Annotated in this window: 21 protein-coding genes and 1 tRNA gene; 12 read left to right on the top strand and 10 right to left on the bottom strand. The window is 70.1% G+C overall.

Annotated elements, in window-relative coordinates; translation table 11 throughout:
* Positions 1–200 (bottom strand): DUF6538 domain-containing protein (locus tag G472_RS39800; protein WP_029009528.1); only part of this gene is annotated, 200 nt, incomplete at its 3' end.
* Between the two features lie 242 nt (positions 201–442).
* A tRNA-Ala gene (locus tag G472_RS0118280) sits at positions 443–518 on the bottom strand.
* A gap of 224 nt (positions 519–742) precedes the next feature.
* Between G472_RS0118280 and G472_RS0118275 the strand changes: the two genes are divergently transcribed.
* From G472_RS0118275 to G472_RS0118250, 6 genes are read left to right on the top strand one after another with little or no spacing between them, the layout of a single operon-like run.
* Positions 743–1039 (top strand): YggT family protein, encoded by a 297-nt coding sequence (locus G472_RS0118275; protein WP_029009527.1) that lies wholly within the window; start codon positions 743–745, stop codon positions 1037–1039.
* On the top strand, positions 1036–1359 hold the full coding sequence (locus tag G472_RS0118270; protein WP_029009526.1) for a DUF167 domain-containing protein: 324 nt from the start codon (positions 1036–1038) through the stop codon (positions 1357–1359). The genes G472_RS0118275 and G472_RS0118270 overlap by 4 nt, the downstream gene beginning before the upstream one ends.
* A gap of 39 nt (positions 1360–1398) precedes the next feature.
* Positions 1399–2304: a bifunctional methylenetetrahydrofolate dehydrogenase/methenyltetrahydrofolate cyclohydrolase FolD gene (folD, locus tag G472_RS0118265; RefSeq protein ID WP_029009525.1), complete on the top strand. Its 906-nt coding sequence runs from the start codon at positions 1399–1401 to the stop codon at positions 2302–2304.
* Positions 2301–3293 (top strand): magnesium transporter CorA family protein, encoded by a 993-nt coding sequence (locus G472_RS0118260; RefSeq protein ID WP_029009524.1) that lies wholly within the window; start codon positions 2301–2303, stop codon positions 3291–3293. The genes folD and G472_RS0118260 overlap by 4 nt, the downstream gene beginning before the upstream one ends.
* 32 nt (positions 3294–3325) lie before the next feature.
* Positions 3326–4549 (top strand): hypothetical protein, encoded by a 1224-nt coding sequence (locus G472_RS0118255; RefSeq protein ID WP_029009523.1) that lies wholly within the window; start codon positions 3326–3328, stop codon positions 4547–4549.
* A 39-nt stretch (positions 4550–4588) separates the two neighbouring features.
* Positions 4589–5236 (top strand): NHL repeat-containing protein, encoded by a 648-nt coding sequence (locus G472_RS0118250; RefSeq protein WP_029009522.1) that lies wholly within the window; start codon positions 4589–4591, stop codon positions 5234–5236.
* A 101-nt stretch (positions 5237–5337) separates the two neighbouring features.
* Here the strand turns inward: G472_RS0118250 and G472_RS0118245 are convergent, their stop codons facing one another.
* A complete protein-coding gene (locus G472_RS0118245) occupies positions 5338–5703 on the bottom strand; it encodes a hypothetical protein (RefSeq protein ID WP_029009521.1) in 366 nt (121 codons plus the stop codon).
* A gap of 120 nt (positions 5704–5823) precedes the next feature.
* Here G472_RS0118245 and G472_RS0118240 point away from each other — a divergent pair, with 120 nt between their 5' ends.
* Positions 5824–7014: a pentapeptide repeat-containing protein gene (locus tag G472_RS0118240; protein WP_029009520.1), complete on the top strand. Its 1191-nt coding sequence runs from the start codon at positions 5824–5826 to the stop codon at positions 7012–7014.
* A gap of 136 nt (positions 7015–7150) precedes the next feature.
* Here G472_RS0118240 and ubiB read toward each other — a convergent pair whose 3' ends face one another.
* The 4 genes from ubiB to G472_RS0118220 all read right to left on the bottom strand — a co-directional run bounded on the left by ubiB (position 7151) and on the right by G472_RS0118220 (position 11640).
* A complete protein-coding gene (gene ubiB / locus G472_RS0118235) occupies positions 7151–8689 on the bottom strand; it encodes a 2-polyprenylphenol 6-hydroxylase (RefSeq protein WP_029009519.1) in 1539 nt (512 codons plus the stop codon).
* Between the two features lie 16 nt (positions 8690–8705).
* Entirely contained in the window at positions 8706–9482 is a 777-nt protein-coding gene (locus G472_RS0118230; RefSeq protein ID WP_051340989.1) for a class I SAM-dependent methyltransferase, read from the bottom strand.
* A 73-nt stretch (positions 9483–9555) separates the two neighbouring features.
* The gene (locus G472_RS0118225; RefSeq protein ID WP_084536749.1) at positions 9556–10815 is read right to left on the bottom strand and encodes a sulfotransferase family 2 domain-containing protein; all 1260 of its coding nucleotides are present in this window, start codon (positions 10813–10815) and stop codon (positions 9556–9558) included.
* A 261-nt stretch (positions 10816–11076) separates the two neighbouring features.
* Entirely contained in the window at positions 11077–11640 is a 564-nt protein-coding gene (locus tag G472_RS0118220) for a DUF2061 domain-containing protein (RefSeq protein WP_029009516.1), read from the bottom strand.
* Positions 11641–11758: 118 nt separating this feature from the next.
* Between G472_RS0118220 and mutM the strand changes: the two genes are divergently transcribed.
* From mutM to dnaA, 5 genes are all read left to right on the top strand, one after another.
* Positions 11759–12601 carry a bifunctional DNA-formamidopyrimidine glycosylase/DNA-(apurinic or apyrimidinic site) lyase gene (gene mutM / locus G472_RS0118215; RefSeq protein WP_029009515.1) on the top strand — a complete coding sequence of 281 codons (843 nt, stop codon included), beginning with the start codon at positions 11759–11761 and terminating at the stop codon, positions 12599–12601.
* A gap of 15 nt (positions 12602–12616) precedes the next feature.
* Positions 12617–13033 (top strand): hypothetical protein, encoded by a 417-nt coding sequence (locus G472_RS34115; RefSeq protein WP_051340985.1) that lies wholly within the window; start codon positions 12617–12619, stop codon positions 13031–13033.
* A 63-nt stretch (positions 13034–13096) separates the two neighbouring features.
* Positions 13097–13873, top strand: coding sequence for an enoyl-CoA hydratase (locus G472_RS0118205; RefSeq protein WP_029009513.1), 777 nt, complete (start codon positions 13097–13099; stop codon positions 13871–13873).
* Positions 13874–14000: 127 nt separating this feature from the next.
* Positions 14001–14261 carry a 30S ribosomal protein S20 gene (rpsT, locus tag G472_RS0118200; protein ID WP_029009512.1) on the top strand — a complete coding sequence of 87 codons (261 nt, stop codon included), beginning with the start codon at positions 14001–14003 and terminating at the stop codon, positions 14259–14261.
* A 611-nt stretch (positions 14262–14872) separates the two neighbouring features.
* The gene (gene dnaA / locus G472_RS0118195) at positions 14873–16366 is read left to right on the top strand and encodes a chromosomal replication initiator protein DnaA (RefSeq protein WP_029009511.1); all 1494 of its coding nucleotides are present in this window, start codon (positions 14873–14875) and stop codon (positions 16364–16366) included.
* A 45-nt stretch (positions 16367–16411) separates the two neighbouring features.
* On the opposite strand, the gene G472_RS0118190 is transcribed toward dnaA, so the two are convergent.
* From G472_RS0118190 to ppa, 3 genes are all read right to left on the bottom strand, one after another.
* Positions 16412–19099: a bifunctional acetate--CoA ligase family protein/GNAT family N-acetyltransferase gene (locus G472_RS0118190; RefSeq protein ID WP_029009510.1), complete on the bottom strand. Its 2688-nt coding sequence runs from the start codon at positions 19097–19099 to the stop codon at positions 16412–16414.
* A gap of 150 nt (positions 19100–19249) precedes the next feature.
* Positions 19250–19816 (bottom strand): macro domain-containing protein, encoded by a 567-nt coding sequence (locus G472_RS0118185; protein ID WP_051340984.1) that lies wholly within the window; start codon positions 19814–19816, stop codon positions 19250–19252.
* 25 nt (positions 19817–19841) lie between these two features.
* Positions 19842–20399, bottom strand: coding sequence for an inorganic diphosphatase (ppa, locus tag G472_RS0118180; RefSeq protein ID WP_029009508.1), 558 nt, complete (start codon positions 20397–20399; stop codon positions 19842–19844).
* Positions 20400–20426 lie beyond the last annotated feature (27 nt).

Below are 20426 nucleotides of genomic sequence, written 5' to 3'. Positions count from 1 at the left end.
GTGGCGGTCATCACCGTGGGCGTGGTCGGCATCGGCGACGCGGCCCTGTCGCTCACGGCGTCCTCCGAATCGTGCCCGACGCCCCGGCGGATCGCCTCGAACTCGGTCTCGATCTCGAACGCGACCCGGCGGGCTGTCCGGACGGCATCGGGGTAGCTGTTGGTCCGGAGGGACCGGTTGACGTGCGTTCGGCCGATCACAGGCCGGAGATCGGCCGGGACGCGGGTCCGGAACTGCCACACCGTTCCCCGGAGCCACAGACCGATTGGACGCCGCTTGGGCGACGCGGACGTGCGACACCCCGGACGGCCTGTGGTTGCGGATCTCGAAGGCGAAGAGGGCGATTCGGAGGACGGCGTGTGCGACAGGGCCGCGTCGCACCGAGGAGAACTCCGCCCCGAAAGGACGGATTTTTCAATCACATCAACGTCTTGGGGGGAATTGGTGGAGCCGAGGAGGATCGAACTCCCGACCTACGCATTGCGAACGCGTCGCTCTCCCAGCTGAGCTACGGCCCCACACACACCGGCTTGCGGTGCGCCCCGCCGGGGTCTCCGGCGCGGCGTGGGCGGGATAATGGTGATCCCGCCGGGTCCTGTCAAGCGCTTGTTTTGACCGCCACGGCAGCGCCGGGCGGTGCGCGCAAGGGGTGGGACCACCCCGGCCGAGGGCGGGGCTTGTCAGGGGCGGGGACCGCGATTAGGGTGCTGCCCAGCCGCGAAACCGGAGGGATAGAGCCGTCATGGAGCCGTTGGTCGCGACCCTGTTCGGGTTGGTCTACATCATCCTCGACCTGTTCAAATGGCTGCTCCTCATCACCGTGGTGATGAGCTGGCTGGTCGCGTTCAACCTGATCAACACCGGCAACCGCTTCGTCTATCTGGTCAGCGATTTCCTGTACCGGGTGACCGAGCCGGTGCTGCGGCCGATCCGCAACGTCATGCCCAACCTGGGCGGGATCGATCTGTCGCCGCTGATCGCCCTGCTCGGCGTGTGGTTCCTGCAAAGCCTGATCGTCAATTACGGGCTCCTGCGTTGAACCATCCGGCCGTCGGCCCCCTGACGGCGGTGGCCGACGGGGTGCGGGTGACGCTGCGGGTGACGCCCGGTGCCGCGCGCAACGCGGTCGCCGGGGTGGCCGAGACGGCGCCCGGCCGGCTGGCGTTGAAGGTGACGGTGACCGCGGCGCCCGAGGGCGGCAAGGCCAACGCGGCGGTGGTGAAGCTGCTGGCCGGAGCCTGGGGGCTGCCGAAGTCGGCGCTGTCGGTGGTGACGGGCGCCACCGACCGCAACAAGGTGCTGCACGTGGCCGGCGAACCGGCCGAATTGATGCGCCGTCTCGGCGCGCTGATGGACTGATGCGCCGTCTCGGCGTGCTGGTGCAAGGAGGGCAGGGCGATGGGCGAGGCTAGGATCATCGACGGCAAGGGCTTCGCCGCCGGCCTGCGGGCCCGGGTGGGCGAGGGGGTGGCGGCGCTGAAGGCCGGGCACGGGGTGACGCCGGGCCTGGGCGTGGTGCTGGTGGGCGACGATCCCGCCAGCCAGGTCTACGTCCGCTCCAAGGAAAAGGCGCTGGTGGAGCTGGGGATGAACTCCATCGACCACCACCTGCCCGCCACCACCACGCAGGCGGAGCTGCTGGCGCTGATCGACGCGCTGAACGCCGACCCGGCGGTGCACGGCATCCTGGTGCAGCTTCCGCTGCCGCGCGCCATCGACACGCAGGCGGTGCTGGGCCGCATCGCCCCGGCCAAGGACGCCGACGGCTTCCACGTGGTCAACGCCGGCCTGCTGGCCACCGGCCAGGCCGGCGCCACCATCCCCTGCACCCCCTGGGGCTGCATGCTGCTGATCCGCGACGTGCTGGGCCGCGACCTGTCCGGCCGGCGGGCGCTGGTGATCGGCCGCTCCAACATCGTGGGCAAGCCCATGGGGCAGCTTCTCCTGCAGGCGGACTGCACGGTGACCATGGCCCATTCCCGCACCCGTGACCTGGCCGACGAATGCCGGCGCGCCGACATCCTGGTGGCCGCCGTCGGACGGCCGGAGATGGTGCGCGGCGACTGGATCAAGCCGGGGGCCGTGGTCATCGACGTGGGCATGAACCGCATTCCCGCCGACCAGCCGGGCAAGACGCGCCTGGTCGGCGACGTCGCCTTCGACGAGGCGCGCGCCGTGGCCGGCGCCATCACCCCGGTGCCCGGCGGGGTCGGTCCCATGACCATCGCCTGCCTGATGCTGAACACGCTCACCGCCGCCTGCCGGGCCGCCGGCGCGCCGCTGCCCGCCGAGGCCGCCCCGTGATCACCGTCCACGCCCGCAGTGCGGACGGGCGGGTGATCGAACAGCCGCTGGGCGCCGATGATCCGCTGCCGCCCGGCACCGTGTGGATCGACCTGCTGCGCCCCGACGAGGCGGAGCGCGCCCACGTCGGCCGGCTGGCCGGCTGCGAGCTGCCGACCCGCGAGGAGATGCGGGAGATCGAGGCGTCTTCCCAGCTCTACGTCGAGGGCGACGGCATCTATCTGACCACCACGGTCATCGCGCGGGCCGATACGCCCAGTCCGGAACAGGGGGAGATCACCTTCGTCCTGACGCCGCGGCACATGATCACCCTGCGCTACACCGAGCCGCGCTCGGTCGCCACCTTCGCCGCGCGCACCGGCCGCCAGCCGGAACTGCTGGCCAGCGCCGAGGACGCGCTGCTCGGCATCCTCGACGCGGTCATCGACCGGGTCGCCGACGTGCTGGAGCTGATCGGCACGCGCATCGACGCCCTGTCCACCCGCATCTTCACCGACAGTCTGGACGGTCGCGGCTTCGGCGGACGCCGCAAGCCGGACGAGTTGCAGGACGTGCTGCGCGGCATCGGCCGCGCCGGCGACCTCACCCACAAGGTGCGCGACAGCCTGGCCGGTCTGGACCGGCTGGTGGCCTTCCTCACCTCGGTCACCGCCGGCCGCCTGGGCAAGGAACAGAAGGCGGCGCTGAAGACCCTGGCGCGCGACCTGCGCTCGCTGAACGAGCACGCCGGCTTCCTGGCGCACGAAGCGAACTTCCTGCTCGACGCCACGCTCGGCCTCATCAACATCGAGCAGAACGCCATCATCAAGATCTTCTCGGTGGCGGCCGTCGCCTTCCTGCCGCCGACCCTGATCGCCTCCGCCTACGGCATGAACTTCGCCCACATGCCGGAGCTGGCGTGGGAGTGGGGCTATCCCATGGCCCTGGCCCTGATGGTGCTGTCCGCCGTCCTGCCGCTCTGGTACTTCCGCCGCCGCGGCTGGCTGTAGCTACAGGCGCACCGGCGCCGGACGGGTGTCCCATGGACTCGCTGATCACCGCCGCGGCGCGCGCGCTGGCCCACGGGGATCCCCTCGGGGCGCTGAACCGAATCGCCTTGCGCAACGACGCGCCGGCCCTGGCGCTGCGCGGAATCGCCATGGCCCAGCTCGGCGACTTCGCCCGTGCCGGGGACCTGGTGCGGCGCGCGGCGCGCGCCTTCGGTCCGGCCGAGGCGGTGGCCCGGGCGCGCTGCATCGTCGCCGAGGCGGAGATCGCCCTGGCGTCGCGCGACCTGGGCTGGCCGCCGGCGGCCCTCGACGCGGCGCGGGCGACCCTGGAGCGGCACGGCGACGGCGTGAACGCGGCGCACGCCCGGCTCCTCGCCATCCGCCGTCTGGTGCTGATCGGCCGCCTGGACGAGGCGGAACGCGCGCTCACCGCCCTCGACCCGGTTCCCTTGCCACCGGCCCTGCGGGCCGCCCGCGATCTGGTGGTCGCCGGCATCGCGCTGCGCCGCCTGCGCACGGCCCCGGCCCGCGCGGCGCTCGAAACGGCCGGCCGGGCGGCGCGCGCGGCCGGCATTCCCGCACTGGCGGCGGAGGTGGAGCGCGCGGTGCGCGTGCTGGAGGCGCCCGCGGCACGGCTGATCGGCGGCGGCGGGGAGCCGCGGCTTCTCCGGCTCGACGAGGTCGAGGCGTTGCAGGGCGCGGACGCCCTGGTGGTGGACGCCTGCCGCCACGCCGTGCGCGACGGCGCCGCCGTGATCGCGCTGGCCAGACGCCCGGTCCTGTTCGCGCTGGCCCGCGCGCTGGGGGAGGCGTGGCCGGGGGACGTGCCGCGCGACACTCTCATCGCGCGGGCGTTCGGCGCCCGGCACGCCGACGAGTCCCACCGCGCGCGGTTGCGGGTCGAGGTCGGGCGGCTGCGCGCGGCCTTGCGCCCGCTCGCCGCCGTGAGCGCCACCCGGCGGGGCTTCACGCTGGCCCCGCTGCGCGCCCGCACGGTCCTCGTGCTGGAGCGGCCGGTGGAGGAGCGGCACGCCGCCGTGCTCGCCGTCCTGGCCGACGGGGAGGCGTGGTCCAGTTCGGCGCTGGCGCTGGTGCTGGGCACCAGCCAGCGCACCGTGCAGCGGGCGCTGGACGCCCTGGCGGCGGCCGGAGCGGTGCAGTCCTTCGGCGACGGGCGGGCCCGGCGCTGGGTGACGCCGCCGCTGCCGGGATTCACGACGACCTTGTTACTCCCGGCCCCTCTGCCCGGCGATTAGCATCGGCCCATCGTTTCCACGACATCAGCGGAGGGACAGATGGTTCGATCGCAAGCCGACATCATCCGGGAGTACGGGCCGTTTCCCGGGATCGAGCACGTGCACGGCGTGACGTTCGACGGACGGCACGTGTGGGTCGCCTTCGGCGACGGGCTGACCGCCGTCGATCCGGACAGCGGTGAGGCGGTGCGGTCCATCGCCGTGCCGGCGCACGCGGGCACGGCCTTCGACGGCCGCCACCTGTACCAGATCGCCGAGGACCGCATCCACACCATCGAACCGGAAACCGGCCGGGTGGTCGCCACAATCCCGGCTCCCGGCGGGGGCGGCGATTCGGGCATGGCCTGGGCCGAAGGGTCGCTCTGGGTGGGGCATTATCAGGACCGGAAGATCCACCAGGTCGATCCGCGGACCGGTGCCGTCCTGCGCACCATCGACTCCGACCGCTTCGTCACCGGCGTCACCTGGGTCGACGGGGAGTTGTGGCACGGCACCTGGGAGGGGGATGAGAGCGACGTGCGGCGGATCGACCCGATGACGGCGGAGGTGCTGGAGCGGCTGGACATGCCGGCAGGCACGGGCGTCTCGGGGCTGGAGAGCGACGGCGCCGACCGTTTCTTCTGCGGCGGCGGGCGCAGCGGCAGGGTCCGGGCCGTCCGCCGGCCGGCGCGCGGCGCCGCGGCGTAGGGGCGCGCGGCGCCGGTATCACCCTCTCGATCAATGCCCGGGCATTGATCTGCCGGGTTTTACGGTCGGCAATTGATGGAAGTGATCAATTGCCGACCGTATCAGGCCGCGACGATGCCGCGCCGGCGCAGCGCGGCATCGATCTCCTGGTCGTCGGTGTTGGTGTGGCTGATGAACTGCGCCAGCACCCCGATCAGGTCGGCGCGGGCCGCCTCCGGCGCCTCCTCGCAGATCCCGGCGATCTCCTCCAGCTTGCGGATGAAGCAGGCGTGGGCGAAGGCGTGGCGGCGCTCCAATTCACCGCCCAGAAGAGCCAGGTACGGTTGTTCGTGATCAAAATGTTCACGAACATGACTGATGATGTCCTTTATGTCATCCTGTGACATTTCATCGCTGTAAGCCACGTTCTGAAGGTGGTACAGGAGCTGTTCGTGATCGTCGTCGAGGATGTCGACGCTGGTCGACATGAGAGTAGCGGACGCTGGCACGTTTTTCCCTTCCGCGGCTCAGGAGGACGGTCGAAGCATCATGTTACCATCTTCTAAATCTTTTTCTGCCAAGGTAACAAACCCGGCGGCGGGCGGGCGATGATCGGTTCCACGGCGATGAACACCAGCGACAGACGGTCACGGGCGGCAGCGGAGACGGATCAGGCCGACCGCATCGCCCGCCTGCGCGAGGCGCTGCGCGACCACATCCTGCACCGTGCGGGCAAGGGCGGCAAGCGCCTGAACCTGATGATGTCCAATCTGTCGCACGTCATTCTGGAGAACTTCGACTTCGGTGGCGCAACCTTCCTATCCTGCAATTTCTCCTATTCGAACCTCGGGGGCAGCCGGTTCACCGGGGCCGACCTGACCAACAGCCTGTTCATCCGCACCAATCTCACGAAGGCCGATTTCGCGGGGGCGGTGCTGAACGGCGTGCGCTTCCATTACGCCGACGCGCGCGACGCCAGGCTGCAGGACGCCAGCCTGAAGCAGGGCTCGGTCATGGTCTACCGCCCCGATCCCCGCGGCAGCGGCGGCCGGCGGGAACAGGCCATCGTCCAGGAAACCGACCTGTCCCATTCCAACTTCTCCGGCGCCTCCCTGTGCGGGGCGGTCCTGACGAACTGCCGCATCCGCAACGCCAATCTGTCCGGGGCCGACCTCAGCGGCGCCAACCTGTCGGGGGCCGACCTGTCCGGCTCCAACCTCGCCGGAGCGGTGCTGGCCGACGTCAACCTGACGAACGTCACGGTCGAGAACACCATCTTCGACGTGACGCCGCACACCATTGCGGCGCTTCAGTTCAACGACGGATTCCGCCAATACCTGGACAACCGGGCGGCGGCGCGCGACCAGGCCCGCCGGCACCAGCGCTGGGTGGACAGCGGCGGCGGCGAGGGCGAGCGCGCCGATTTCGCCGGCCGCAATCTGCGCGGCATCGACCTGTCCGGCATGATGCTGGCCACCGTGTCCTTCAACGGCGCCGACCTCAGCGGCGTCAACCTGTCGGGCGCCAACCTCGCGGCGGCAGACTTCCGCGGTGCGACCATCCAGTACGCCGACCTGTCCGGTGCCGACATCCGCGGCGCCAACTTCACCGGCGCGACCATCCAGTTCTGCCGCTTCGAGACCTGCGACGCGTCACCGCTGGTTCTGCGCAGCGGCGGCGCCATGGCCACCCGCTTCACCGACGCCAGCGTGCGCAACTGCGACCTGCGCGCCCCGACCCTCACCCGCGCGATGTTCGCCGACGCGAAGATGGCGGACTGTGAGCTGTCGGACGATTGAACCGGAATGGCGGGCCTGACGGCATCATAGCGGCCTTGCGCGCCGTTGCTTCATGCCGATCGCCATGTTGTGCTCACGGCGTTCCGGTCGGCTCCGGCGCCATGATCCGCCCGGACGGGACGGCGACGGGACAGGGCTACAGCGCCACCAGGACCAGCAGCGCCAGGAAGACGATGGCGCCCCACACGGGGATCAGTTCGGCACGGCGGCGCCTGGTGCGGGCGTCGACGATAGCGTTGACGGAATCCGGGTGCAGGCGGACGCCGTCCGACGCCAGGCGGGAGGCGGCGCGCTCGGCCTCCTCCACCAGCCCGGGCAGGCGGCGCAGCGTGCGCACCGCCGCCTCCACGTCGTCGAGAAGCTGCGCCTCCGGGCCGCGGTTCTCGCGCATCCACTCCTCGATGAGCGGGCGGGCGAGTTCCCACATGTTGACGTTGGGGTTGAGGATGCGCCCCACGCCCTCGGCGGTCAGCATGCTCTTTTGCAGCAGCAGCAGTTGCGGCTGCGTCTCCATCTCGAACTGCTCGGTCACCGCGAAGAGCTGGGCCAGCAGCCGGCCCACCGAGATCTCGTTCAGCGGCTTGTTCTGCAACGGCTCGCCGATGGCGCGGCAGGCCTGGGTGAACAGCTCGATGGACTGGTGCGCCGGCACGTAGCCGGCCTGGAAATGCACCAGCGCCACCCGGCGGTAATCGCCGGTGAGGAAGCCGATGAGCATGTCCGCCAGGTAATAGCGCGTCGCCCGGTCCAGCCGGCCCATGATGCCGAAGTCGACGGCGGCGATGTTGCCGTTCTCCACCACGAACAGGTTGCCGGGGTGCAGGTCGGCATGGAAGAAGCCGTCGCGGAACACCTGGTTGAAGAAGCCGGCCGAGGCCTTGGCCAGGATCTCGTCACGGTCGTAGCCGGCCTCGACCATGCGCTCCATCTCGTCGACCTTGACGCCGCGGATGCGCTCCAGCGTCAGCACCCGCCTGGCGGTGCGGTCCCAGTCGATGCGCGGGATGAGGAAGGTCGGGTCGCCTTCGAAGTTCTGCGCCAGCTCCGACGCCGCCGCCGCCTCCATGCGCAGGTCCATCTCCAGCCGCGAGGTGCGGGCGAAGATGTCCACCACCTCGCGCGGGCGCAGGCGCTTCAGCTTCGGCCACACCCGCTCGCCCCATTCGGCCAGCCAGCAGAACAGGTCGATGTCGCGCTCGAAGGCGCGTTCGATGCCGGGGCGCAGCACCTTCACCGCCACCTCGCGCCCGTCGGTGGTCACCGCGAAATGGACCTGGGCGATGGAGGCGGCGGCGACGGGCTTGTCGTCGAAGCTGAGGAACAGCGACTCGATGGGCCGGCCCAGCTCCGCCTCGACGATGGCGCGCGCCGCGTGGCCGGGGAAGGGCGGCAGCTTGTCCTGCAGCTCCGCCAGGTCGGCCGCCATCCGCTCGCCCACCAGGTCGGAGCGGGTGGATAGCATCTGCCCCAGCTTGATGAAGCTGGGGCCGAGGTCGCGCAGGGCGGCGGCGAGGCGCTGGCCGGTCCGGCCCGGCGTGTCGCGCCGGGCCACCGTGCGCCAGGCCAGGGCCAGGCCGGGGCCGAGGTCGGCCAGGGTTTCCGGCAGGGCGTTGTGGCGCGCCAGCGTGCGGGCGATGACGGCCATACGGTAGAGGGTGCGGGCGGTGCGGATCACGGGATGCCGGTCCGGGTCAGACGCGCCAGGCCGAATGGATCGCCGCGATCCCGCCGGTCAGGTTGCTCACCCGCACCGAGGCAAAGCCGGCCGCCTCGATCCGCCGGGCCAGCGCCCCCTGCTCCGGGAAGCGGCGGATGCTCTCCACCAGGTAGCGGTAGGAGTCCTCGTCCCCCGTCACCAGCCGGCCCAGCCGTGGCAGCACCCGGAAGGAATAGAGATCGTACACCTCGCGCAGGACGGGCAGCACCACGTGGCTGAACTCCAGGCAGAAGAAGCGCCCGCCCGGCCGCAGCACCCGGTGCGCCTCCTTCAGCGCGTCGTCGATGTGGGTGACGTTGCGCAGGCCGAAGGCGATGGTGTAGGCGTCCACCGAGCGCGGCGCCACCGGCAGCCGCATGGCGTCGCCCACCAGCCACTCCACGCCGCCGAGATGGCCGCGGTCGACGGCGCGGTCGCGCCCCACCCGCACCATGGATTCGGTCAGATCGCAGACCATGACCCGGCCGCCGCCCCGCTCCAGGAACCGGAAGGCGACGTCGCCCGTACCGCCGGCCACGTCCAGCAGCGTCATGTCCGCCGTCGGCGCCACCCGGTCGATCAGCATGTCCTTCCACAGCCGGTGGATGCCGCCCGACATCAGGTCGTTCATCAGGTCGTAGCGGCCGGCCACGCTGTCGAAGACGGCGCGCACCAGACCGGCCTTGGCCGCGGGATCGACGGGGCGGAATCCGAACCAGCGGGCCTCCTGGCCTTCCGGTGCGGTGGTGTCGGTGGGGGGCGTCTCGCTCATGGCGCGGACCATACCGCGCCGCACCGGCGCGCGCCAGCGCGGGCGTGCGGGTGCGACGGTCTATTCGGCGGGATCACGCGTCGTCGCGGCGCAGTGCCCAGTGTTTCAGATCCTGTTCAAAGAGCGTCACCGCTGCCCGGTGGACCTGCACGTCGTAGCGGTTGATGGCCTCCAACTCACGCTGCACCCCGGGCCCGAAAACACCGGCGTGACGCCGGACAGTGCCGGTGTTCACCCGGTGCTCCGGCGCACGGGGCCAGCGGAAGGCGGCCCGCATCAGGTCGAGCGACTCGACGTAGCGTTCGACCAGCCCGATGACGACCCACTCCCGCAGGTTCTCGATGGCCTCGTCACAGTGCGCTTGCGTCAAACTCCCCGGTGTCCGCTGCCAGGGAGCGAGCACGTTGTAGCCGTCAAACGCATTCGCGGGACGATAGGCTCCGGTCCAACCGCTGGCGATCGCCTCGCCGTCGACCGATGCGGGGGCCGGCGGCATTGCCTTATCCTCATCATCGAGCGGTTGATCATAGAAGGCCAGGGTCATGACCCCCCACCGCGCGGTTTGGGGGTTGACGTCGGCCAGCAGGCGCCAATAGCGGGCCGGGCGCGAGGGGGCCACCGAATAGAGATTCGCCGCACCATCGTTGGCCAGGGTGACCTTGGCGATGGTCACGCAGTGCTCCCGGAATCCGTCGTCGCTCGCCTGGACCCGCACACGCGACACGAGGCCCCTTCGGCCTTTGCCGGCGACATCCGTGACCCCCAGGCTCCACTGCTTCAATCGGAACCCGCGCACTTCGACCGGGCGCCGGAAATCGTACCCGAGGAACGAACGTCCCGCGATGTCCGGCACCACCTCCGACGACATCCAATACGTCGCGTCGGTGAAATGGCTGGTCATGAGATAGCGGGTCATGACGTTGTCATGCTGCTGCGCAAACGATGTGATCGACACATTGGCCGCCATGTCGCTCTTGTAGGTTGGCGAATCCTCCCGTTCGTGATTGAAGAAGTATGAGGAGAGAACCCGCTCGATCGGGTGCCGGATGAACGTCGCGTAGACGCAATCGTTAAACAATCCGTGACCACCGAACGGCATGTGACCGGCGATCGCCTTGAAACGCGCGCGAGCTGCCCAGTCCATCTGGATAATCTCTCGCGCGTTTCCGATTTCGTCCTTGTAAGGGATCCAGACGTTGTCTGCTCCATGGACGTCTTGAAGTGTCTTATAGAAGGATATGCCGGCCGTTTTGGGAATGTGCAGAAACAGCATGCGCTGCGATCGGGTCGTCTTCTCCCAGAATTCGGGCGACCTGGAAAAAATAGAAAGCATAGGAAAATCTCACCCTCGTCGCGGCCACCCGGGCAACCCGGCGGCACCCCCTATCCATACATTTGCGGGTAGACGATACCATCTGAGAGCGTGGCGGTCTAAGAAAATTCGCGCTCCGGGGATGGTGCGGCCCGGCTTTTCGCGGATACCCGGTATGCACCGGATACGCTCCGGTCCGATGTCCTTCGCCGCGCTGCGCAGGCTCGTTATCGGTGCCGGGTGGCTGTGGGCGCCGATTCCGCTCCCGTTTCCGGCCATGCTCTACCGTCGTGCCACCGGCAGGGGCGGCGGGGCGGGGGTGCCCGGGGGCTGGGGGCCGAACAGGGTCCAGCCGTACTCGTTCAGCAGATAGACGCTGGTGTCCACCACCACCGAGGCGGTGGCGATGCCCGCCGCGGTCATCGGGTCGCCGGTGAAGGCCAGCGTCAGGGCGAAGGCGCGCGCCATGTCGACGGCGCGGAAGGTGATCGCCTTGCCCAGGCCGACGGCGGCCACCGATTCGCTGCCGGGCGCCGGCCCCAGCGCCGACCAGATCAGCTCGTGCGCGTAGAAGGTGGCGATGCCGGTGGCCGCGTCGGCCCCGAAATAGCCGCGGGTCATCCAGTAGGGCGGCCGGGCGCTCAGCGAACCCATATTGATGTAGCCGGTGATCGCCTCGTAGCTCAGCGCCTTATAGAAGGCGGTCACCCACGACGGCGCGGTGGGCGGCGGCTCGGGATCGCCGTCGGCCGCCATGGCCGGTGCGGCGCAGGCCAGCACCGCGGCGAGCAGAACCGGAAGAAGCAGGCGGCGGAGCGCGGACCCGGAGACGGCGGTGGTCGGCATGGGCGGGGACCCGGCGGGTGGAACGGGCTGGACGGGCGGCCCCACTATCACCGCGGCAACCGCGGCCTGTCCAGCGCGGCCCTTGCGCCGGCGCCCGGCACGGTGCAGATGTCATGGCATGCCCGAGCTTCCCGAAGTCGAAACCGTCTGCCGCGGTCTGGCGCCGCACCTGGAAGGCCGTGTGCTGGCCCGCGTCGCCGCGCACCGGGCGGACCTGCGCGTGCCCTTTCCGCCCCGATTCGCCGAACGGCTGACCGGGCGCCGCGTCGCGGCGGTGCGGCGGCGGGCCAAGTACATGCTGGTGCATCTGGACGACGGCACGGTGCTGATCGTCCACCTCGGCATGTCCGGCCGCATGCTGATCGACACCGGCGGCCCCGGCGAGCCCGGCCGGCACGACCACGTGGTCTTCGTGACCGACGCCGGCACCGCCGTCACCTTCAACGACGCGCGCCGATTCGGCCTGATGGACCTGACCACCGAGCAATCGCTGGGGGAGCACCCGCTGCTCGCCCGGCTGGGGCCGGAGCCGCTGGGCAACGGCTTTTCCGGTCCGGTGCTCGCCGAACGGCTGGCCGGGCGGATGACGCCGATCAAGGCGGCCCTGCTGGACCAGAGCGTGGTGGCCGGGCTGGGCAACATCTACGTGGCCGAGGCCCTGTTCGAGGCGCGCCTCAGCCCGAAGCGCATGGCCGCCACCGTGTCGGGCGCGCGGGCGGAGCGGCTGGCCGGGGCGGTGCGCGCCGTGCTGGCCCGCGCCATCGCCGCCGGCGGCTCCAGCCTGCGCGATTACCGCCAGGCGTCGGGCGAGCTGGGCTACTTCCAGCACCAGTTCGCGGTCTACGACCGGGAGGGCGAGCCCTGCCCCGGCTGCACCTGCGACGTCGCCCGCACCGGGGGGGTGCACCGCATCGTCCAGGCCGGCCGCTCGACTTTCTATTGTCCGCAGCGCCAACGCTGATATACGTGTTGGCCCATGATGGCACTTCCGGCCTCCGTCCGGGCGGCGTGCGCCGCCCTTCTCGTCTCCGCCGCCGCGTTCGCCGGCTGGGCGGGGCCGATCCATCCGTCCTTCGCCGCCGAACCGGCTGCCGGTGCGGGCACGCGCTTCGTCGCCGGCATGGGCGACGTGCCGGTGATGCCGGGCCTGGAGCCGACGGGCGTCGAGCCGCTGGTCTTCGACAAGCCGTCCGGCCGCATCGTCGAGGCGGTGCTGAGCGGGGCGGTGGCGCCGGACGCGGTGCGCACCTTCTACGCCCGCACCCTTCCCCAGCTCGGCTGGCGCCGCCGCGCCGACGGCCACTTCCTGCGGGAGGGGGAGGAGCTTCGCCTGGAGTTTCCGAAGGCCGGGGGCGGGCGGACCATGGTCCGCCTCGTCCTCATTCCGGAATAACGAACACCCATCGACCGCCCCGCCAACCGGGGCCGCCAGCTTTTCGGGAGGTTTTCTGAAGCCATGCCCTACGAAATGATCATCGTCGAGACGCGCGGCCCCGTCGGGCTGATCACGCTCAACCGGCCCAAGGCGCTGAACGCCCTGTGCGACCAGCTCGTCACCGAGATGGGCCAGGCGCTGGACGCCTTCGAGGCGGACGACGCCGTCGGCGCCATCGTCATCACCGGCTCGGAGAAGGCCTTCGCCGCCGGCGCCGACATCAAGGAGATGTCCGGCTTCTCCTACATGGACGTCTACAGCCAGAACTTCATCACCGCGAAGTGGGAACGGGTGGCCAAGTGCCGCAAGCCGGTCGTCGCGGCGGTGGCCGGCTACGCGCTCGGCGGCGGCTGCGAGATGGCCATGATGTGCGACTTCATCATCGCCGCCGACAACGCCCGCTTCGGCCAGCCCGAGATCACCATCGGCACCATCCCCGGCGCCGGCGGCACCCAGCGCCTGACGCGCTTCGTCGGCAAGTCCAAGGCCATGGAGATGGTCCTCACCGGCCGCCAGATGGACGCCGCCGAGGCCGAGCGCTCCGGCCTGGTCAGCCGCATCGTCCCGGTCGCCGATCTGGTGGACGAGGCGATCAAGGTGGCCGAGCGCATCGCCAAGCTGTCCCGGCCCATCGTGCTGATGGCCAAGGACATGGTCAACGCCGCCTACGAGACGACGCTGGCCGAGGGCATCAAGGTGGAGCGCCGCGTGTTCCACGCGACCTTCGCCACCGACGACCAGAAGGAGGGCATGGCCGCCTTCGCCGAGAAGCGCCAGCCCGACTGGAAGAACCGCTGAGGCGGCACGGCGCCGGCCGCTCCCGGATCGCCTGCGATCGGAAGCGGCCGGCGCCTTGACTCGCCGTTCGGGCGGGCGTATAAGGCGCGCTCGCACTGGGTTCAGGGGTCTCGAAGCAAGGTTCGTTATGGCCAATCACAAGTCCGCCGAAAAGCGCATCCGCCAGACCGCACGCCGCACGGAAGTCAACCGCGCCCGTGTCAGCCGCATCCGTTCCTTCGTCAAGAAGGTCGAGACCGCCATTCTCACCGGCGACAAGGGCGCCGCCGAGGCGGCCCTGAAGGACGCTCAGCCCGAGCTGATGCGCGGCGCCACCAAGGGTGTTGTGCACCGCAACACCGTTGCGCGCAAGATTTCGCGCCTGTCGGCTCGCATCAAGGCGCTCTGAACGCCTCTGCCCCGGAAAAGCCGCGCCCGGCAAAGGAGCGCGGCTTTTTGCGTTTAGCATACGGGGTCTTGCTGAATAGCTAAGTTTTACTTTGAAAACCAATCAATGGTCATACGAATGCAGGCCGATGCCCCGGCTTTTTTGGGTGTTCGCCTTCTGTCCCGTTGCGGCACACCGCCGTGCGGATTAGACTTGAAGAGTAGGGGCTGACAAACGGGGCCAGCGGGAACGCGTCGACGCAGTATCGAGCCGGTGTGTCGCAGCATCGATTCGATAAAAAGCTGCGCTTTGCTGATGTGCTTTGGTGCCGCTTCAGTATGCGGAATGCGGGCATCATAGGCAATCTCCGATATCCCGTCTTTCAAGTCTCGAACTTTAAACATAATGCCGGCTTTTCTTCGGCGGATACTTTTCGCCGGGGATTCGTGCCGTGTTGTGTTTGGGGTACCCACCATCGGGAGTCTTCCGAGGGAGAGGAAGAGGGGCCGGCGGCGCTTATGTCCGGGGTTGGGGTGCGCAGGGCCATGGTGCACGGGAAAACCGGCCGGTCCGCCGCCCGGCCTGCACTTCGAAACGTGTCCGCGGGGCGGGAGGAGCGGGAGTTGGCGAGCATGTCGGTCGGCGCGTCTTTGGATCAGCAATGGGCCCGCGTGCGCGGCCGGCTCAAGGACGAGGTCGGGGAGATCGCCTACCGCAGCTGGCTGCAGCCGTTGAGCGTCGCCGGCCTGCGCGGCGGCGAGGTGCGAATCGTAGTGCCCACCCGTTTCATGCGCGACTGGGTGCTGACCCATTATGCCGACCGCATCCGGGCGCTCTGGGCGGGGGAGAATCCTGAGGTCCAGGCCATCGACGTCATCGTCGCGTCCGGGCAGTTGCCCCCGGTGCCGGCCGGTGCCGACGACGAGCCCCCCGGCGCCCCCTCCCGCGCCGCCGATCCGGTCCCGGCGGCTCCCGTGATGCCGGCGGCCCCGTACGGGGCCGGCAGCTACACCGCGGGGCCCTACGGGCTGCCGTCGACCGGATCGCCGGGAGCATCCGACGAATCGCCGGCGACCGATGCGGTGATGGAGGTGCAGGCCACCCTGTCGGCGCCCCTGGACCCGCGCTTCACCTTCGACAACTTCGTGGTCGGCAAGCCGAACGAGCTGGCCCACGCGGCCGCCCGCCGGGTTGCCGACGCCACCGCGGTCACCTTCAACCCGCTGTTCCTCTACGGCGGGGTGGGGCTGGGCAAGACCCACCTGATGCACGCCATCGCCTGGCAGATCCGCAAGAACGACCCGCGGCGCAAGGTGCTGTACCTGTCGGCCGAGAAGTTCATGTACCAGTTCATCCGCGCCCTGCGCTTCAAGGACACCATGGCCTTCAAGCAGCAGTTCCGCTCGGTCGACGTGCTGATGATCGACGACGTGCAGTTCATCAGCGGCAAGGACTCCACGCAGGAGGAGTTCTTCCACACCTTCAACGCCCTGGTCGACCAGAACCGCCAGGTCATCATCTCCGCCGACAAGAGCCCGTCGGATCTGGAGGGGATGGAGGAGCGGCTGCGCTCGCGCCTGGGCTGGGGGCTGGTGGCGGACATCCACCCCACAACCTACGAGCTGCGCCTGGGCATCCTGGAACAGAAGGCCGACGCGCTGGGCGCCACGGTTCCGCAGAAGGTGCTGGAATTCCTCGCCCACAAGATCACCTCCAACGTGCGCGAGCTGGAGGGGGCGCTGAACCGCATCGTCGCCCACGCCGAACTGGTGGGCCGCGCCATCTCGCTGGAGACGACGCAGGAGGTGCTGCACGACCTGCTGCGCGCCAACGACCGCCGCGTCACCATCGACGAGATCCAGAAGCGGGTGGCCGAACACTTCAACATCCGCGTCGCCGACATGCATTCCGCCCGGCGCGCCCGCGCCGTCGCCCGGCCGCGCCAGGTGGCCATGTACCTGGCCAAGCAGCTCACCGCCCGTTCCCTGCCGGAAATCGGCCGCAAGTTCGGCGGGCGCGACCACACCACGGTCATGCATGCCGTGCGCAAGGTGGAAGAACTGCGCACCACCGACCCGGCCTTTGCCGAAGATGTCGAGCTGCTGCGCCGCATGCTGGAAAGCTGAGGCGCTCCGCCTTCTGCCGTGTCCGGAGAGGGCGGAACCCGGATATTACCCCAGATCTTTCGTCAGGTCGATGCAGACTTCCACCACGCCGGGCTCGTCCAGGTTTTCGCGGCGCACGAAGCCCAGCCGGCGGCACATGCCGAGCATGGTGATGTTCTCGCGCAGGACCTCGCCGTAGACCTGCCGGATGCCGCGCGAGCGGGCGTAGTCCAGGATCTTGTTCATGAGCTGGAAGCCCAGCCCCTGGCCCTTCATCTCCGACAGCACCATCACCGCGTATTCGGCCCGCTGGTTGTCGGGGTCGGCGGCGATGCGCACCACGCCGTACATGATCGTCTCGCCCGTCGCCGGGTCGGGGCCGACGGCGACCAGCCCCATCTCGCGGTCGTAGTCGATCTGGGTCAGGCGGGCGGCAGCCTGGTGGGACAGGCGCTTCATCGGCGCAAAGAAGCGCAGGCGGATGTCTTCCGGGGTCATGCGGGCGAACATGCCGTGGACCAGCGGCTCGTCCTCCGGCAGGATCGGGCGGACCAGGAACTGGCGGCCGTCCTTGATGCGGACGTCCGACTCCAGGGCCTTGGGGTAGGGGCGGATGGCCAGGCGCCGGGCGCCGGGAAGGGCGGGCACCGCCACCTTGATGCGCGCGTCCAGCGCCAGAACCCCCTCCTGGTCGGCCAGCAGCGGGTTGACGTCCAGTTCCGCCACCTCGGGAAAATCGACGACGAGCTGGGAGATTTTGTTGAGCGTCGCCGCCACCGCGTCCAGGTCGACGGCGGGGCGGGAGCGGTAGCCCTGGAGCTGGCGCCAGATGCGGGTGCGTCCCATCAGCTCCCCCGCCAGCTTGACGTTGAGCGGCGGCAGGGCCAGCGCGTAGTCCTCCACCACCTCCACGCCGATGCCGCCCTCGCCGAACAGCAGGACCGGGCCGAACAGGGCGTTCTCGGTCATGCCGACGATCAGCTCGTAGGCGTCGGGGCGTACCGCCATCTCCTGCACGGTGAAGCCCTCGATGCGCGCCTCCGGGGCGGCGGCCCGCACGCGGGCCAGCATGGCCTCCGCCTCGGCCCGCACCTCGGCGCCGTCGGTCAGGTGCAGGGCGACACCGCCCACGTCGGACTTGTGGGTGATGTCGGGCGACAGCACCTTCAGCGCCACCGGGCCACCGATGGCCTGCGCCGCCCGCTCCGCCTCCTCCGGCGATTCGGCGCGGCGGGTGTCCACCACCGGGATGCCATAGGCGGCGAGCACCCGCTTGGCCTCCACCTCCGTCAGCCACTCGCGCTTCTCGGCGATGGCGCGGGCGATAAGCTTCTGCACGGTGATGCCGTCGGGCTGGAAGGCGTCCGGCACCGAGGGCGGCGTCTCCATCAGCAGGTCCTGGTTGCGGCGGTACTGCACCAGGTGCATGAACGCCCGGACCGCGTGGCCGGGGGTGTCGTAGGTGGGGATCCGGTTGGCGGCGAACAGGCGCCGCGCCTCGCCGGCGGTGGCGTCGCCCACCCAGCTCGTCAGCACGGGGTGGCGGCGGCCGGGGTGCTTGCGGATGGCCTCCACCACCGCGGCGGCGGTGGCGGCGGAATCCGACAGGGCGGAGGGGCAGTGCAGCACCAGGATGGCGTCGTTGCCGGTGTCCTCCAGCAGGGCCGCCAGGGCATCGGCGTAGCGTTTGGGTGTGGCGTCGCCGCCGATGCGCAGGGGGTTGCCGCGGCCGCCATCGGCCGCGCCGAAGGCAGTGTCCAGACGGGTCTGGGTGCCTGCGTCGAACGCCGCCAGGCGGCCGCCGGCCTGGATCAGGCTGTCGGTGGCGATGACGCCCATGCCGCCGCCGTTGGTCAGGATGGCCAGCCGATCGCCGACGATGGGCACCCCGGTGGCCAGGGTGCCGACGGCGTCGAACAGCTCGTCCAGGTCCTGCACGCGCAGGATGCCGGCGCGCCGGAAGGCGGCGTCGTAGACGGCGTCCGACACGGCCAGCGCCCCGGTGTGGGAGGCGGCGGCCTGCTGGGCCTCGGGGCTGCGGCTGGCCTTGACGACGATGACCGGCTTCTGGCGCGCCGCGGACCGGGCGGCGGACATGAACTTGCGGGCGTCGTTGATGGATTCGATGTAGAGCAGGATGGCGCGCGTGCCGCCGTCCGAGGCCAGATAGTCGATCATGTCGCCGAAATCGACGTCCGCCTTCTCGCCCAGCGACACCAGGTGGGAGAAGCCGATGCCGCGCGCCGTGGCCCAGTCGATGATCGAGGTGACCACCATCGAGGACTGCGCCACCAGCGCCACGTCGCCCTTGTGCGGCGTCACGTGGCCCATGCTGGCGTTCAGGCCGCGGCCGGGCACCATGGCGCCCAGGCTGTTGGGGCCGAGGATGCGCATCTGGTGCGGCCGCGCGGCCTGCAGCATCGCCTCCTGCGCGTCGCGGCTGAACCGGTCGGAGATGACGATGGCGGCGCGGGTGCCGCGCGCGCCGAGCTGCGTCACCGCGGCCGCCACGCCGTCGGGCGCGGTGCAGATCACCGCCAGGTCGGGGACGATCGGCAGATCCTCCACCGACCGGTAGGCCAGCACACCCTCCACCGCCCGTTCGGTGGGCGACACGGGCAGGATGGGGCCGTCGAAGCCGCTGTTGAACAGGTTGCGGGCAACCACGGCGCCGATGGACATCGGCTTGCGGCTGGCGCCGATCAGGGCAATCGAGGCCGGCCGGAACAGGTGGTCGAGGTTGCGAACGGTCATGGCCGGATCCGCCGGTGGTTCGGATGAAGGGTATGCTGCACCGCACAGTACCGCGGATGCGCGACGGATGAATGACGAACCGCCGCCGCGGGTGCAAGCGATAGCGGACACGGCGACGGAATGTCGCGACGCCCCCGGCCCGCCCGACCCTTATCCGCCGCCACCGTCGGGCGTTCGGAGAAGCCTCCTGTAGATCTCTGCCGTTTCGTCGTCGAAACAGATGAAGCGGACCTCCGCCGGGGCCGGGGGGCGGGCAAGCTCGTCGCGCGCCGCGGCCAGCGCCACGGCGGCGGCCCGCTCCTTGGGGAAGCCGAAGATACCGGTGCTGATGGCCGGGAAGGCGATGCTGCGCAGGGCCAGCCGGCGGGCCTCGGCGAAGGCGCTGCGGTAGCAGCGCTCCAGCAGCGCGTCCTCTCCGTGCCCGCCGCCCTGCCACACCGGGCCGACGCAATGCAGGATCGTGCGGGCCGGCAGGGCATGGCCGCCGGTCACCCGGCATTCGCCGGTGGGGCAGCCGCCGAAGCGGTCCAGCTCGTCCTGAAGGGCCGGGCCGGCGGCGCGGTGGATCGCCCCGTCGACACCGCCGCCGCGCCGGAGCGCACCGTTGGCGGCGTTGACGATGGCGTCCACCCGGGCCTGCGTGATGTCGCCCACGGCGATGGTGATCGTACCGCCGCCCGCGGCGACGGTGACCACGCCATCGCCGCGGGGCGCCATCGGGCGCGGTCCGGCCGGGTGGTCGTCAGATGATGACACCCGGCTTGCCCCGGTTGGCGGCGTTGGCGCGCTCGACACCCTCGATGATTTTCTGCGCCGCCTCGTCGGCGTCGCCCCACCGCAGGATCTTGACCCACTTGCCCTTCTCCAGGTCCTTGTAGTGCTGGAAGAAGTGGGCGATCTGCTCGGTCAGGATCTCCGGCAGGTCCTTGTAGGAGGTGACATCGGCGTAGAACGGGTGCAGCTTGCTGACCGGCACGGCCAGCAGCTTCTCGTCCTCGCCGCCCTCGTCCTCCATGTACAGCACGCCGACGGGGCGCGAGCGCAGGACGGCGCCGGGGATGACCGGGGTGCGGCCGACCACGCAGACGTCCACGGGATCGCCGTCACCCGACAGGGTGTGCGGGACGAAGCCGTAGTTGCAGGGGTAGTACATGGCCGTGTGCAGGAACCGGTCGACGTACATGGCGCCGGAGTCCTTGTCGACTTCGTACTTCACCGGTTCGCCGCGAAACGGGATCTCGATGACCACGTTCACGTCCCACGGCGGGTTCTTGCCCACCGGAACCTTGCTCAGATCCATAGAGTGCGGTCCTTTGCCTGGCATCAG

The sequence above is a fragment of the Azospirillum halopraeferens DSM 3675 genome (assembly GCF_000429625.1).
In the GTDB taxonomy this organism is placed as follows: Bacteria; Pseudomonadota; Alphaproteobacteria; order Azospirillales; family Azospirillaceae; genus Azospirillum; species Azospirillum halopraeferens.
The sequence above is the reverse complement of the archived record's forward strand: the minus strand, read 5'-3'. Positions and strand labels throughout refer to the sequence as shown.

Excerpts from the sequence above, each read along its gene's own strand:
- G472_RS0118230 (WP_051340989.1), bottom strand. The coding sequence starts at position 9,482 with ATGAGCGAGACGCCCCCCACCGACACCACCGCACCGGAAGGCCAGGAG.
- G472_RS0118190 (WP_029009510.1), bottom strand. The coding sequence starts at position 19,099 with ATGACCGTTCGCAACCTCGACCACCTGTTCCGGCCGGCCTCGATTGCC.
- G472_RS0118185 (WP_051340984.1), bottom strand. The coding sequence starts at position 19,816 with ATGGCGCCCCGCGGCGATGGCGTGGTCACCGTCGCCGCGGGCGGCGGT.
- rpsT (WP_029009512.1), top strand. The coding sequence starts at position 14,001 with ATGGCCAATCACAAGTCCGCCGAAAAGCGCATCCGCCAGACCGCACGC.
- G472_RS0118250 (WP_029009522.1), top strand. The coding sequence starts at position 4,589 with ATGGTTCGATCGCAAGCCGACATCATCCGGGAGTACGGGCCGTTTCCC.
- G472_RS0118225 (WP_084536749.1), bottom strand. The coding sequence starts at position 10,815 with ATGCTTTCTATTTTTTCCAGGTCGCCCGAATTCTGGGAGAAGACGACC.
- G472_RS0118205 (WP_029009513.1), top strand. The coding sequence starts at position 13,097 with ATGCCCTACGAAATGATCATCGTCGAGACGCGCGGCCCCGTCGGGCTG.
- dnaA (WP_029009511.1), top strand. The coding sequence starts at position 14,873 with ATGTCGGTCGGCGCGTCTTTGGATCAGCAATGGGCCCGCGTGCGCGGC.
- G472_RS0118255 (WP_029009523.1), top strand. The coding sequence starts at position 3,326 with ATGGACTCGCTGATCACCGCCGCGGCGCGCGCGCTGGCCCACGGGGAT.
- G472_RS34115 (WP_051340985.1), top strand. The coding sequence starts at position 12,617 with ATGATGGCACTTCCGGCCTCCGTCCGGGCGGCGTGCGCCGCCCTTCTC.
- G472_RS0118245 (WP_029009521.1), bottom strand. The coding sequence starts at position 5,703 with ATGTCGACCAGCGTCGACATCCTCGACGACGATCACGAACAGCTCCTG.
- G472_RS0118240 (WP_029009520.1), top strand. The coding sequence starts at position 5,824 with ATGATCGGTTCCACGGCGATGAACACCAGCGACAGACGGTCACGGGCG.
- mutM (WP_029009515.1), top strand. The coding sequence starts at position 11,759 with ATGCCCGAGCTTCCCGAAGTCGAAACCGTCTGCCGCGGTCTGGCGCCG.
- ppa (WP_029009508.1), bottom strand. The coding sequence starts at position 20,399 with ATGGATCTGAGCAAGGTTCCGGTGGGCAAGAACCCGCCGTGGGACGTG.
- folD (WP_029009525.1), top strand. The coding sequence starts at position 1,399 with ATGGGCGAGGCTAGGATCATCGACGGCAAGGGCTTCGCCGCCGGCCTG.
- G472_RS0118220 (WP_029009516.1), bottom strand. The coding sequence starts at position 11,640 with ATGCCGACCACCGCCGTCTCCGGGTCCGCGCTCCGCCGCCTGCTTCTT.
- G472_RS0118275 (WP_029009527.1), top strand. The coding sequence starts at position 743 with ATGGAGCCGTTGGTCGCGACCCTGTTCGGGTTGGTCTACATCATCCTC.